At 38.7% G+C, this 13,026-nt stretch carries 13 protein-coding genes and 1 pseudogene; 3 read left to right on the top strand and 11 right to left on the bottom strand.

Features of this window, described 5'->3' with window-relative positions; genetic code table 11:
- The first annotated feature begins 12 nt into the window (after positions 1-12).
- Entirely contained in the window at positions 13-798 is a 786-nt protein-coding gene (locus AC04Q1_RS12140) for a C40 family peptidase (RefSeq protein WP_478364870.1), read from the top strand.
- A 124-nt stretch (positions 799-922) separates the two neighbouring features.
- Here AC04Q1_RS12140 and AC04Q1_RS12135 read toward each other — a convergent pair whose 3' ends face one another.
- The 11 genes and pseudogenes from AC04Q1_RS12135 to hisG form a co-directional block, all read right to left on the bottom strand.
- On the bottom strand, positions 923-1,822 hold the full coding sequence (locus tag AC04Q1_RS12135; RefSeq protein WP_478364869.1) for a WD40 repeat domain-containing protein: 900 nt from the start codon (positions 1,820-1,822) through the stop codon (positions 923-925).
- 201 nt (positions 1,823-2,023) lie between these two features.
- Entirely contained in the window at positions 2,024-2,263 is a 240-nt protein-coding gene (locus AC04Q1_RS12130) for a hypothetical protein (protein WP_478364868.1), read from the bottom strand.
- A 216-nt stretch (positions 2,264-2,479) separates the two neighbouring features.
- Positions 2,480-3,103 (bottom strand): bifunctional phosphoribosyl-AMP cyclohydrolase/phosphoribosyl-ATP diphosphatase HisIE, encoded by a 624-nt coding sequence (hisIE, locus tag AC04Q1_RS12125; protein WP_478364867.1) that lies wholly within the window; start codon positions 3,101-3,103, stop codon positions 2,480-2,482.
- Between the two features lie 64 nt (positions 3,104-3,167).
- Positions 3,168-3,965, bottom strand: coding sequence for an imidazole glycerol phosphate synthase subunit HisF (gene hisF / locus AC04Q1_RS12120; RefSeq protein ID WP_478364967.1), 798 nt, complete (start codon positions 3,963-3,965; stop codon positions 3,168-3,170).
- Between the two features lie 9 nt (positions 3,966-3,974).
- Positions 3,975-4,286, bottom strand: a pseudogene (locus AC04Q1_RS12115) (endonuclease domain-containing protein); the annotation flags it as partial.
- A 123-nt stretch (positions 4,287-4,409) separates the two neighbouring features.
- Positions 4,410-5,159, bottom strand: a complete 750-nt coding sequence (gene hisA, locus AC04Q1_RS12110) for a 1-(5-phosphoribosyl)-5-[(5-phosphoribosylamino)methylideneamino]imidazole-4-carboxamide isomerase (RefSeq protein ID WP_478364866.1) — start codon at positions 5,157-5,159, stop codon at positions 4,410-4,412.
- A gap of 1 nt (position 5,160) precedes the next feature.
- Positions 5,161-5,793: an imidazole glycerol phosphate synthase subunit HisH gene (gene hisH, locus AC04Q1_RS12105; protein ID WP_478364865.1), complete on the bottom strand. Its 633-nt coding sequence runs from the start codon at positions 5,791-5,793 to the stop codon at positions 5,161-5,163.
- A gap of 66 nt (positions 5,794-5,859) precedes the next feature.
- Positions 5,860-7,044: a bifunctional histidinol-phosphatase/imidazoleglycerol-phosphate dehydratase HisB gene (gene hisB, locus AC04Q1_RS12100; RefSeq protein WP_478364864.1), complete on the bottom strand. Its 1,185-nt coding sequence runs from the start codon at positions 7,042-7,044 to the stop codon at positions 5,860-5,862.
- A gap of 32 nt (positions 7,045-7,076) precedes the next feature.
- Positions 7,077-8,123, bottom strand: a complete 1,047-nt coding sequence (gene hisC / locus AC04Q1_RS12095; protein WP_478364863.1) for a histidinol-phosphate transaminase — start codon at positions 8,121-8,123, stop codon at positions 7,077-7,079.
- Between the two features lie 118 nt (positions 8,124-8,241).
- On the bottom strand, positions 8,242-9,522 hold the full coding sequence (hisD, locus tag AC04Q1_RS12090) for a histidinol dehydrogenase (RefSeq protein ID WP_478364862.1): 1,281 nt from the start codon (positions 9,520-9,522) through the stop codon (positions 8,242-8,244).
- A gap of 49 nt (positions 9,523-9,571) precedes the next feature.
- The gene (hisG, locus tag AC04Q1_RS12085; RefSeq protein ID WP_478364861.1) at positions 9,572-10,423 is read right to left on the bottom strand and encodes an ATP phosphoribosyltransferase; all 852 of its coding nucleotides are present in this window, start codon (positions 10,421-10,423) and stop codon (positions 9,572-9,574) included.
- Positions 10,424-10,698: 275 nt separating this feature from the next.
- Between hisG and AC04Q1_RS12080 the strand changes: the two genes are divergently transcribed.
- Together AC04Q1_RS12080 and AC04Q1_RS12075 are read left to right on the top strand one after the other, a co-directional pair.
- Positions 10,699-12,261, top strand: coding sequence for a L,D-transpeptidase family protein (locus AC04Q1_RS12080; protein WP_478364860.1), 1,563 nt, complete (start codon positions 10,699-10,701; stop codon positions 12,259-12,261).
- A gap of 71 nt (positions 12,262-12,332) precedes the next feature.
- On the top strand, positions 12,333-13,025 hold the full coding sequence (locus tag AC04Q1_RS12075) for an NUDIX hydrolase (protein WP_478364859.1): 693 nt from the start codon (positions 12,333-12,335) through the stop codon (positions 13,023-13,025).
- Position 13,026: the final 1 nt, after the last annotated feature.

Raw genomic sequence — 13,026 nt, 5'->3', positions numbered from 1 at the left:
GAGCAGATTCAAATGGAAAATCAATACGGTATTTGCAGGGTTGCCGTTGCACCCTTAAGAGCTGATGCATCAGATAAAGCAGAAATTGTTTCGCAACTTTTGTTCGGCGATCATGTCGAAATTATTCAAAAAGAAGAACGGTGGTGGCTGATCCAGAATGGCTATGATGGCTACGAAGGTTGGATGGATTTCAGACAATTGGCGCCAATCAGCCAAAATCAGTTTGCAGAAATGCACGATTGCAAATTGCTTGCCCCATTAAGTTTCAATAATGTGCTCACCGCGGCTGATGGCAGTGCCTATCATTTAAGTCCGGGCAGTAACCTTCCTTTTTTAAAAGATGGTTTTTGTTATGCAGGCGAGGAAAAATTCAAACTGAACTTCGAAACATACGACACTAGTGCCGTAAATTTTAATGATCAGGTAACCGAAACAGCTAAATTTTTTCAGAACATTCCATATCTCTGGGGTGGAAGGCACTTATTTGGTTTGGATTGCTCTGGTTTTACGCAAACCGTATTTAAAATGCTGGGCATTAAATTAAACCGTGATGCTTCACAACAGGCCGAACAAGGTGAGCTGGTTGGGTTTTTGGCCGAATGTAAAGCTGGCGATGTTGCCTTTTTTGATAATGATGAAGGCCGGATTACCCACGTGGGCATTATGTTGAGCCCGAATGAAATTATCCATTCTTCTGCTAAAGTAAAAATTGACCCGATTGATGATCAGGGTATTTTTAATAAGGAATTAGGGAAATATTCGCATAAACTGAGAATCATCAAGAGGTTTGTGGAATAGTAGGAGCGAAAGTGAGCATCACCCTGATCCGATAGCTATCGGATTATTTCAGGGTCTTTATTATATCAGGAAAGATGCTGAACTAAATTCAGCATGACGATCGCTTATCGATATTACAATAAAACTAACCTTCCATTTCCCAAACCATTACCTGCCGGTCATCACCTGTAGAGATCAGGTACTTGCCATCATGGCTCCAGATGATTTTATTGATGGAATGGGTATGGCCAATTCCGGTTTTCTCCAGACTTAATATTTTATACAATTTAAAGTTTTCTGCATCCCAAAGTTTAATGCTTTTATCCTGACTGCTTGTAGCAAAATAGGGTAGGGTAGGATGAAATGCAATGTCGTACACGGTAAACATGTGTGCAGGCACAGTTTCCCGCAGTTCATAATCAGGCAGGTTCCATATTTTTAACTGGGCATCCCTGCTTCCCGAAATCAGATATTTTCCTGTAGGATGGTAGGCCAACGAGGTTATAGGTAAAGAATGTCCATCTAATGATTGTTTCAGGCTATAATCGGCGAGGTTGTATATCCTGATCAAATGATCTTTACAGCCAAAAGCCACCTCACTTTCGTTGGGTGCAATTGCAATGACCCTAACCGTATCATAAGCTACCTGAAAGCGGTAAATCTCTGTAAAGTCACTCAACGACCAAACCGCTACACTTCCGTCTTCTCCTGTAGTTAAAAGCTCATTTTTATTTTTTACGGTTTGTATGTTGAAAATAGGTTTGGTATGGGCATTTATTCTGGCAATTACCTTTTCTTCTTTTAAATCGTATACACTGAAAGCGCCGCTGCGCTCTCCAATAAAAAGTTGGTTATTGTAATCATGCAAGCTATATACGGAACTCTGTACAGGCATTTTAACCTTTACAAAAGCCATGGTATGTAATGACCACTCTACAACACCCTTATCGTTCCCTGCGCTAAAAAATATACCTTCCTCATCCGAATTGGCTAAGGCATATACTGGATTTTGGTGTCCGGGAAGGGTTTGTAGGTATTTGAGCATGGTGCGGAGGTTGGAAGGTTGAGGGTTGAAAGGAGGGAAGGACAGTTGTATCCTTAATCTTTCAGCTTTCTACCTTTGATATCTGTTATTAAATGCAAAATTAAGTTATAGCTTTTCTGTATGCGAAGATAGAATCAAGAGGTGGGAATATTTCTTTGAAATTGTAAATTTTTAAATCATTACTATATATATTAAGCCATATTACTGAAAAATCTCAATTAAAAAAACACCAATCTGAATTCTAAATAAATATAATATCGAAATAGTTACTCCTGCTAATAAATAAGATTTTGCCCTTCTGAAATTCAGTTTCCTTACGTTTATGAATGTTAAAATAATACTTAGGAAAATAATTAATACTAATGCTCCCCATTCTCCGATAAACATATTGAATGGTAAACTTGCAATTCTATCTGACTCTGCACTTTCTCCTAAAGCCATCCGGAATATAATTGGAATAATTAACCAATATAATAACGAACAGATAAAAAAGGACCCAATAAAAATTAATAAAAAATGCCAGATCAAAATCTTCGACTTTATAATCGTATTAATTTTATATAGCATTTTTAAAACTAATTGTATCTTTTACTTTTTGGTTTAAAATTAAAGAAGGAACTTAAAACCTTACGCCCTCAACCTTCCAGCCCTCTACCTTTACTGATGTCTTTTCTCTAAATTTTTGGCAATATCCTGAATAGATAAGCCTTTTTCTTTTAATAAGAATAAAAGGTGGAAAACAAGATCTGATGCTTCTCCAATTAATTCTTCTTCAGTTTCGGCTAAAGCAGCAATTACGGTTTCCACACCTTCCTCACCAACTTTTTGGGCTATTTTATTAAGGCCTTTACTACGCATTTTGTTGATATACGACCCTTCAACCGGGTTTTCATATCGGTCGTTAATGATATTTTCGAGTTCGAAAATGAAATTCTGGTTAAAATCCGTTTTAAAACAGCTGCGGCTACCGGTATGGCAGGTTGGGCCAACGGCATCGGCTTTGATCAGAATGGTATCATTATCACAATCCACAAAAAGTTCTTTTACAAACAAAAAGTTATTGCTGGTTTCGCCTTTTGTCCAAAGACGGTTTTTTGAGCGCGAAAAGAAAGTTACTTTGCCTTCAGCTTGTGTTTTTTCCAATGCCTCAGCATTCATATAGCCAAGCATTAAAACCTCCAAAGTTTTATAATCCTGGATAATTACCGGAACCCCCCATCCCCCTGAAGGGGGAGTTTTACCAAAGTCAACTTGGCTAACGTCTATTTTTTTTTCAATCATTTATTATCTTATTTTATCCATTACCATATTACAAGGTAAAGTCCCCTTTAGGGGATTTAGGGGTTTATATTCTTACCGGAATGTTATTCCTTTTTAATTCTTGTTTTAAATCAGGGATCAGGATTTCGCCATAATGAAACACTGAAGCAGCAAGTGCCGCATCAACATTGGCTTTCTGAAAAACCTCGGTAAAATGTTCCATATTTCCTGCACCACCCGATGCAATAATCGGGATATTGATCATCTGGTTTACTTTAGCCAGCAATCCACAATCAAAACCCGCCTTAGTACCATCATGATCCATAGAGGTTAATAAAATTTCTCCTGCACCTAAATCTTCAGCTTGTTTAATCCAGGTTTCAGTTTCCAGTTCGGTTATTAACCTGCCCCCGTTTAAATGGACCATGTTTTTACCATTTACATATTTAGTATCGACTGCCAAAACCACAAACTGCACACCGAAAGTTTTAGCGAGGTCTTCTATTAGCTTAGGATTACGAACAGCTGCCGAATTGATACTGATTTTATCTGCGCCAGCATTTAATAAGGCTTCGGCATCGGCAATTTCTGTTATCCCGCCACCAATGGTAAAAGGAATATTCAATTGCCTTGCAACAGATTTAACCATTTCGATCATCGTTTTCCGACGTTCGTGTGTAGCTGTGATGTCCAGGAAAACCAATTCGTCGGCACCTTGTTGTGCATATTGGGCCGCCAGCTCAACCGGATCACCAGCATCGCGTAAATCAACAAAGTTTACACCTTTTACCGTGCGACCGTCTTTAACGTCTAAACAAGGGATAATTCTCTTACTAAGCCCCCCGCCCCCTAAAGGGGGAGATGCAAATTGCTTAGCCTGTATGGCTTCTTTTATCTTTTCCAAAACTGAGTCTAAATTATTGTAAAGTTCAGTATTCTTAAATCTAATTACTTTAATCCCAAATTCCTCGAGAGCTTTTTGTCTTTCGATATCATTATTAATAACCTCAGGTTGGTTGTGAATACTTCCATCTAATTCGATAATTAATTTTGCTTCATGAGAGTAAAAGTCAGCGATAAAATATGAAATGGGATGTTGTCTTCTAAATTTTACTCCTAATTGCTTATTACTGATGACCTGCCATAGCAAATTTTCTGCTTCAGTAACATTGTTCCTTAGGTGCTTAGCATTTTCAAAAATCATATTTGATGCACCATAAAACATATTGGGCTCATTGATTTGTAAAAAATCAAAATCGTCCTCGTACATTTCGTAGTTCATCTTTTATTGATGCTATTGGCTCCCCCCCTTCAGGGGGCTGGGGGGTTAGATACTAGACAAGGCCTTCAAATTCCACTCTTTAATCTCTTCAATCGTAATGCGGTCTTCGTAAATTGCTTTTCCAACCACTACACTTCTGATCGGGTATTTGGCGAGGTCGTAAATATCCTGCATTGAGCTTACGCCGCCTGAAGCGATCAGTTTGATCATAGGCGAATGTTCAAGCAGTTTTTCGTATAGATCAATGGCTGCACCACCTAATTTTCCATCCTTGCTGATATCGGTGCACAAGAAACGGAAAAAGCCTAATGAAAGACATTTGTCAACATAATCCATCAGTTTAATCGGTGAACTTTCCATCCAGCCCGAATATTTAATGACTTCATCTAAAACATCTATTGCAATTACAATGCGGTTAGCGTAATCGTCTTTTTTAGCAAAAGCTTCGCTTAATTGAGGTAAGAAATCAGGATTGGTAATGGCCTGGGTACCTACAATTACGCGGTGAATCCCGGCATCAAGCAAATTGGTCACCTGCTCAATAGTTCTGATCCCACCGCCATACTGCACTTTCATTTCCGTTTTTTTGATGATTTCGAAAAGTGTTTTCTGATTGCTAAAATCACCTTTAGCTCCGTTTAAATCGATAATATGAATAAAGTCGGTACCATTTGAACGGTATTTTTCTATCATATCAGGGATAGAAACATCGTATTCCGTTTTTTGGTTGTAATCGCCTTCACGAAGACGGACCACTTTTCCATCCAAAATATCAATAGCAGGTATTATGTACATTTTATAAGCTTAAGTTTGAAAAATTTTTTAATACTAGTTCGCCGGCTTTTCCCGATTTTTCGGGGTGGAATTGCACGCCGTAAAAATTGTCTTTTTGTACAGCTGCCGAAAACTTTAAACCATAATTAGCAGATGCGATGTCAAAAGTAGGGTTATATTCAATAAAGTACGAATGCACAAAGTAAAATTGTGTATTATCTTCAACACCTTCAAATAACGAATTGTTTTTTGGGCTAACCGCGTTCCAACCCATGTGCGGTATTTTGATATTCAACGACTTATCGAATTTTTTGGTTTTCACCGGAACAATATTCAACAGTGCTGCATCGCCCTCTTCTGAGTGTTCGGTAATCAGCTGCATGCCGACACAAATGCCAAGAACGGGTTTTGTCAGTTTTTTAATGGCTTCAACCAAGCCAGTTCCCTTTAGTTTTTCCATCGCAGCGCCTGCGTGGCCAACACCAGGGATGATGATATGGCTATATTTTTCGAGGTCGTTTTCTGTATTTACCATACCGTAAGTTACGTTCAAGCGATCTAGAGCTGCGGTAAGGGAGAAGATGTTACCTGCTCCGTAATTTACTATTCCAACCCCTAAATCCCCTGAAGGGGACTTTGAATTTTTATCGTTCATGTTATTGTGTATAACGAATTTATCTTAATATCAATTTGCTATCTGCTCCCCTTTAGGGGCCGGGGGTTACAACATCCCCTTTGTACTTGGCAATACCATTTTTTCTGCATCACGTTTAATGGCCATTTTAATGGCTTTAGCAAATGCTTTGAAAATAGCTTCAATTTTATGATGCTCGTTATCACCTTCTGCCTTTACGTTTAAATTGCATTTTGCCGCATCGCTGAACGACTTAAAGAAATGGTAAAACATCTCTGTTGGCATATCACCAACTTTCTCGCGTTTAAATTCAGCATCCCAAACAATCCAGTTTCTTCCGCCAAAATCAATGGCAACCTGAGCCAGGCAATCGTCCATTGGTAAGCAAAAACCATACCTTTCGATGCCTAGTTTATTGCCCAAACCTTTGGCAAAAGCTTCGCCCAGGGCAATACCGGTATCTTCTATGGTGTGGTGTTCGTCGATATGTAAATCGCCTTTGGCGATTACTTCCAAATCTACACTTCCATGGCGCGCAATCTGATCGAGCATGTGATCGAAAAAGTTTAAACCTGTTTCAATTTTGGCTTTCCCCGTTCCGTCCAAGTCAAGGTTGATGGTAATATCGGTTTCATTGGTTTTGCGTTCGTGGTGAATTTTTCTGCTTCCTGCTTTTAACAGGTTGTAGATATCTTCCCATTTCTTGGTTTCTAAAATGATAATGTCTAACAGCGTTTCATGTTTGTCTAATGCTTCTGTAGAACCCAACGCATCATTCTGGCGGAGAAAGATGGCTTTAGCCCCAAGATTTTTAGCCAAAACCACATCATTTAAACGATCACCGATTACAAAAGAGTTTTTCAGATCGTAATCCTCACTGAAATATTTTGTCAATAAAGCTGTGCCCGGCTTACGGGTAGGGGCATTGTCTTTTGCAAAAGTTCTGTCAATCACAATCTCGCTAAAATGAACACCTTCACCTTCAAAAGTATCCAACATAAAATTGTGGATCGGCCAGAAATTTTCTTCGGGATTTGACAATGTTCCCAATCCATCCTGATTGGTCACCATCACCAGTTCGTAATCTAATTCGGCCGCAATTTTCGATAAATAATATAAAGAGCGCGGATAGAATTTAAGCTTTGCAAAACTATCTACCTGTTCATCATCAGGCTCGATATTTAACGTACCATCGCGGTCTATAAATAATACTTTCACCCCCTGGCCCCCTGAAGGGGGAACAGGCATTGGAGTGTTTATATTTTGTTCCATAATTTAATATAGCTTTTTGAGTTGAAATTCCTTTAAGGAATGATGGTACTTAATATTTGTAGTAGTTGATTGTTTTCTTCTTTTGTACCCACCGTAATCCGTAAACAACCTTCACATAAAGTTACTTTAGAACGATCGCGTACAATGATGCCCTGATCTACCAAAGTGTCGTAAATTTTTAAGGCATCGGTAACTTCTACAAGGATAAAATTGGCATCAGATGGATACACTTTTGTTACTGCATTGATATTGTTTAAAGCAATCGATAAACGTTGTCTTTCCGATACCGATTCTTTGATCCAATCGTTCACCTGTGCGATATTTTTTAAGGCTTCGAAAGCTAAATCCTGAGTAGCCTGATTGATGTTGTAAGGTGGCTTTATTTTGTTCAAAACATCGATCACTTTTGTAGAAGAAAAAGCCATGCCCAAACGTAAAGCGGCAAGGCCCCAGGCCTTCGAAAAAGTTTGCAGAACAACCAGGTTTCCGTACTCGGTCAACTCCTGAATAAAGGTCTTCTGACGGGCGTAATTAATGTAAGCTTCATCCACTACAACGATGCCATTAAAGTTGGCTAAAATGGTCTCGATATCTTCACGGTTTATCGAATTTCCAGTTGGATTATTTGGCGAACAAATGAAGATTAATTTGGTGTTTTTATCAATTGTTTCGGCGATCTTTTCCATGTCCAGTTGGAAGTTTGAAAGCAGGCTCACTTTACGTATTTCTACATCATTTATGTTAGCCGAAACTTCGTACATTCCGTAAGTTGGAGGCAGTACAATTACGTTATCTTTTCCAGGGTTACAAAAAGCGCGGAACAATAAATCTATTGCTTCATCGCTACCATTTCCCAAAAAAGTATTCTCAATGGGTACACCTTTTATTTTGCTGATCGCGTCTTTTAAATCGAGCTGCAATGGGTCAGGATAGCGGTTATAATTTGCCGGTAATGGCGAACCATAACTGTTCTCGTTTGCATCCAAAAATACGGATGCCTGACCTTTAAATTCATCCCTCGCGGTGGAGTAGGGGCGAAGGTTTTTTATATTTTCTCTTACTAAATCGTTAATGTCCATTGTTATATTTTTATTCGTCACCCTGATCCGATAGCTATCGGATTTATTTCAGGGTCTTTTTGTGTATATAGATGCTGAAATAATTCAGCATGACGTATCATGAAGGTGTTTATCTAATTTAATTATTAAGTCTAATACTAATTGCATTTTTATGTGCATCCAGGCCTTCTGCTTCTGCGAGGATTTCAACGGTGTTTCCAATGTTGTTTAAGCCTTCGCGGGATAAATGCTGAAAGGTGATTTTTTTCAGAAAAGCATCCGTTGATACGCCTGAATAAGCCTTTGCAAAGCCGCTGGTTGGTAAAGTATGGTTGGTTCCGGAGGCGTAATCGCCAACACTTTCTGGTGTAAAATTGCCTAAGAACACCGATCCTGCATTTATAATCAATGGAATAAGACTCTGAAATTGCTCGGTAGCCAATATTAAGTGCTCTGGAGCATATTCATTCGAAAACTGCATTGCTTGTTCCAGATTTTCAGCTAGTACAGCATAAGAATTGGCGATTGCTTTGGCTGCAATATCCTTTCTGGGTAAGATAGCAAGCTGATTTTGAACTTCTTTTAGCGTTTCTGCAATGATTCGATCAGAAGTAGCCACCAAAATGGCCTGACTATCAGTTCCATGTTCAGCTTGGGCCAGTAAATCTGCACCAACAAATGACGGATTGGCAGTCTCATCAGCGATGATCAGCACCTCCGATGGACCTGCAGGCATATCAATGGCCACTTTGTTTTGGACCATTGTTTTTGCCGTAGTTACATAGCGGTTACCCGGGCCGAAGATCTTGTATACCTGTGGCACGCTTTCAGTTCCGAAGGCCATTGCCGCAACAGCTTGCGCACCACCTATCAGGAATACTTTTTCGATACCCAATAGCACAGCACAGTATGCCAGATAACAATTGGTCTTGCCATCACTTTGTGGCGGAGAACAAACTACGATTTCTTTGCAACCTGCTATGATTGCAGGTGTAGCAAGCATTAAAAAAGTGCTTGGCAAAACTGCGGTTCCGCCGGGAATGTAAAGTCCAACTTTTTCGATAGCCCTCGATTCGCGCCAGCAAATAACACCAGGCATGGTTTCGATTTTATCTTCGTTTCTTAATTGCGACTGGTGAAAATTTTTGATATTCTGATAAGCCGTATCAATTGCTTTTTTTGCTTCAGCTGGAATGGTAGCCGCAATCGCTTTTAATTCTTCAGCATCTAAAAAAAGCTTTTCCAGATCAACTTTATCAAATGCTTTTGCGAAGTTTAAGAGCGCCTGATCGCCATCATTTTTTACCGTATTGATGATGTCGGCTACCCGTTCTTCGATCAGTTTATCGTCTTCAATCTGTCTTGAACACAGTTCTTCAATTTTTGATTTAGATAAATCTGTATAATTGTAGATTTTCAATGTTTTATGATTTTAAATTAACTAATAGTTAATGTCTGTTTAAACGATTTTACCTGATTATTTTCTCAATTGGCATCACCAAGATGCCTTCAGCGCCTGCTGCTTTTAAACTGTTTATTTTATCCCAAAAATCCTCCTCCGCAATTACAGAGTGAACAGCAACCCAGTTCGGTTCGAAGAGTGGAACTACTGTCGGGCTTTTCACGCCTGGAAGTAAATCCACTACTTTTTGAAGGTTATCTTTTGATACATTGAGCACCACATATTTATTGGATTTTGCGCTGAGCACGGAGCGGATGCGTTGGAGCAATTCGGCCACTTCAGGATTGTCTGCTATGGATTTGTTTCCGATTAAAACGGCTTCCGATTGCATCACATCGGCGAAAGGTTTTAGTCCGTTGCTCTTTAATGTTCCGCCTGTTGATACGATATCAAAAATCGCGTCACTTAGGCCTAAACCCGGACCAATTTCTACCGATCCTGAAATCGTTCTGATATCCGATTTGATACCTTTTTCCTGTAAGAATTTTTCGAGGATTACCGGGTAAGAAGTAGCGATGGCTTTACCATTTAATTCATCCAGGTTTTGGATGTTACTCGTGGCCTGAACGGCGATTTTTAAAGTACATTTTCCAAAGCCTAACTTTTGCAGATAGTCAACCTCGGCTTTGGTTTCTACAATCACATTTTCGCCAACGATACCCAGATCGGCAATGCCATCCTGTACGTATTCCGGAATATCATCATCACGGAGGAAAAGAATTTCTAAAGGGAAATTGGTAACAGTTGAGATCAGGGAACTTTTGTAGTTTTCGAAAGATAAACCACAGTTTTTAAGTATTTCTACAGATTTTTCGTTTAACCTACCCGACTTCTGGATAGCGATTTTAAGTGTTTTCAAAGTATTGAATATAGAGTGAACAGGAAATTATTTTACGGAAAAAAGTTTTGAAGTACAAAACAAACATATCATATCGCCTATCGGCGATGGTGTAGATGTAAGTGATGGTTCAAAGTTAAATTCATAAATTATTTCTGCCAGTATCAATACGTTAGCTGATAAGCGCTGGCAAATATAGCGTTTGAAATGGTAAAACAAAAAATAATGGCACTTAATTTGCCATTATGCTGTTTTTATTGCCAATAACCCTTATTTTGTATTAAAATTTTACTTGTTTGAAAAAGTTTCGCTTTCTAATCCTGCCCATTATTTTGTTCATTTCTGCCTGTGGATGGTTTAAAAGCCCACCCGAGATTGGAAAAGTGCTTTCTGAACATTTTAAAAATAAGATCTATAAAGATTTTGATACTGTAGCTTACGACAGCATTTTTGTGAAAACAATGGACAGTCTTTCGGGTAAATTCGTTAATCCTAAAACAATCAAAACATTTTATGCACATCATTATGCTGAGCCTAAATTGGTTACGCAGTTTTATATCAATGGGGAATTAGATTCGTTAGTAAGCTATTTAGAACAAAGTAAAGTGCATGGATTAAATCCAAAACTCTTTAAGGGAGAAGAGATTAAAGGTTTATTAGAAGCGTTAAGCGCCAATAAATTTAAAAAGGTAGAAGAAAGTTATCCTGTGATTGCCAAGCTTGAGCTGTTATCTGCAAATGCCTATTTAAACTATAATAATTATCTTAAATACGGGGTGGTAAATCCGCGCACTATTTTTTCTCGCTATTATATTAAAATTAGGCGTCCGGATAGCGCAGGAATGAACAATCTTTTGAATAGTAAAAGTCTAGTGGATACCTTAAGAGCTGTTCAGCCAAAATCGCTTCAGTATAAAGCTTTGCAGGCAGCGTATTTAGGGGCAAACACGGAAAACGAAAAACGGATTTTACTGTTGAATATGGAACGCTTCCGCTGGAAAATGCCGGAGACCGGAGGCAACTATGTACAGGTGAATATTCCCGATTTTAGGTTAACCTGGTTGGATAAATTGGATACCGTAATTTCTATGAAAGTTTGTGTTGGCGGCAAACGCGAAGAGGGTTATGAAGAGAAGTTAAAAGCTTTCGCAAAATCGGGCAATTTAGACGACAAACCGAAGAACCATGAAACGCCTTTATTGTTTAGTAAAATCAATTCGATTCAGGCCAATCCGATATGGAATATTCCGGTTAGTATTGCACAAAGTGAGATCTATTGGATGGCACGAAAAGATCCTTTTTATTTATCGAATAGTAACATCAAAGTGTACTACAAAGATAAGCTGATTGGAGAGCCAGATACCATCAATTGGAATAAGTATTCGAGAGATAAATTGCCCTTCAAATTTAAGCAGGGTTCGGGTGGCGGTAACGCCTTAGGGAAATTCAAATTTATCTTCGATAACAGCTCGAGTATTTATTTGCACGATACCAATAACAAGAACGGATTTAACCTCACCAACCGGGCCATTAGTCATGGGTGTGTACGTATCGAAAAACCACTTGAATTTGCCGAACTTTTAGTGAAAGATGCTTATACTTATGATAAGCTTAGGGCAGAGGTTGATTTACCGCCAATTGATAGTACCCATGTAAAATGGTATAAAAAACGCATGGCACAAAAGGCAGATACCACTAAAGCTTTTCAATTGAAACCGGCCTGGTTCGGCCCAAAGAAAGCTGTGCCATTAATCATCACTTATATTACGGCCTGGTCGCAAAATGACAGGATAGAATACAGGCCTGATGTATATGGCATGGATGAAAAACTTTGGACAGCAATGAAAAAGTTCAGATAGAATTTAGTGTGCTATTTCGATCTTATTCATTAAAAAAATTAACTTTGTGTTGTTTTAACACAAATTAATAGATGATCGATCAAAATATCAAAATTGCTGTTGATGCCATTGTTTTTGGCTACGAAAAGGGAACGCTTTATGTGCTGGCGGTTCAACAGCGATTTGGCAAACTGGCCGATAGATGGGTTTTACCAGGCGGATTTATTTTAAATGATGAGCCTTTGCTTAAGGCAGTAGAGCGCGAACTTAAAGAGGAGGCTGGTATCACGGTAAATTATCTTGAGCAGCTGGGTACTTTTGGTGATGACATCAATCGAGATGATCGGTTTAGGGTAATTTCTGTTGCGTATTTTGCCCTGGTTAATCCTAAAAACTTTGTATTAAAGGCGGATACCGATGCCAAAGACGCAAAATGGTTTCCGGTTGCTCAAATTCCGGAATTAGGCTATGATCACAATGAAATGGTTAGTCTGGCCCATCAACGTTTAAAAAGCAAACTCACTTATCAGCCCATTGGTTTTGATCTGTTGGATCATGAATTTCTGTTTTCGGATTTGGAGAACCTATATTGCTCCATTTTAGAAAGGGATATTGACCGAAGAAATTTCAGAAAAAAAATATTAAGTTTTGGAATTGTTACAGAAACTGATAAAGTGGTTAAAATGGGCGCTAGTGGTCGTCCAGGTAAACTTTTTACCTTCGATAAGCCAAAATATAACCAGCTTGTAAAGGAAAATTTCCAATTTGACATTAGGTTTGCGTAAA

Source organism: Pedobacter humicola (genome assembly GCF_056490705.1).
The sequence above is the reverse complement of the archived record's forward strand: the minus strand, read 5'-3'. Positions and strand labels throughout refer to the sequence as shown.

Excerpts from the sequence above, each read along its gene's own strand:
- AC04Q1_RS12075 (WP_478364859.1), top strand. The coding sequence starts at position 12,333 with ATGATCGATCAAAATATCAAAATTGCTGTTGATGCCATTGTTTTTGGC.
- hisC (WP_478364863.1), bottom strand. The coding sequence starts at position 8,123 with ATGGACATTAACGATTTAGTAAGAGAAAATATAAAAAACCTTCGCCCC.
- hisA (WP_478364866.1), bottom strand. The coding sequence starts at position 5,159 with ATGTACATAATACCTGCTATTGATATTTTGGATGGAAAAGTGGTCCGT.
- AC04Q1_RS12130 (WP_478364868.1), bottom strand. The coding sequence starts at position 2,263 with ATGGCTTTAGGAGAAAGTGCAGAGTCAGATAGAATTGCAAGTTTACCA.
- hisH (WP_478364865.1), bottom strand. The coding sequence starts at position 5,793 with ATGAACGATAAAAATTCAAAGTCCCCTTCAGGGGATTTAGGGGTTGGA.
- hisIE (WP_478364867.1), bottom strand. The coding sequence starts at position 3,103 with ATGATTGAAAAAAAAATAGACGTTAGCCAAGTTGACTTTGGTAAAACT.
- AC04Q1_RS12140 (WP_478364870.1), top strand. The coding sequence starts at position 13 with ATGGAAAATCAATACGGTATTTGCAGGGTTGCCGTTGCACCCTTAAGA.
- AC04Q1_RS12135 (WP_478364869.1), bottom strand. The coding sequence starts at position 1,822 with ATGCTCAAATACCTACAAACCCTTCCCGGACACCAAAATCCAGTATAT.
- hisB (WP_478364864.1), bottom strand. The coding sequence starts at position 7,044 with ATGGAACAAAATATAAACACTCCAATGCCTGTTCCCCCTTCAGGGGGC.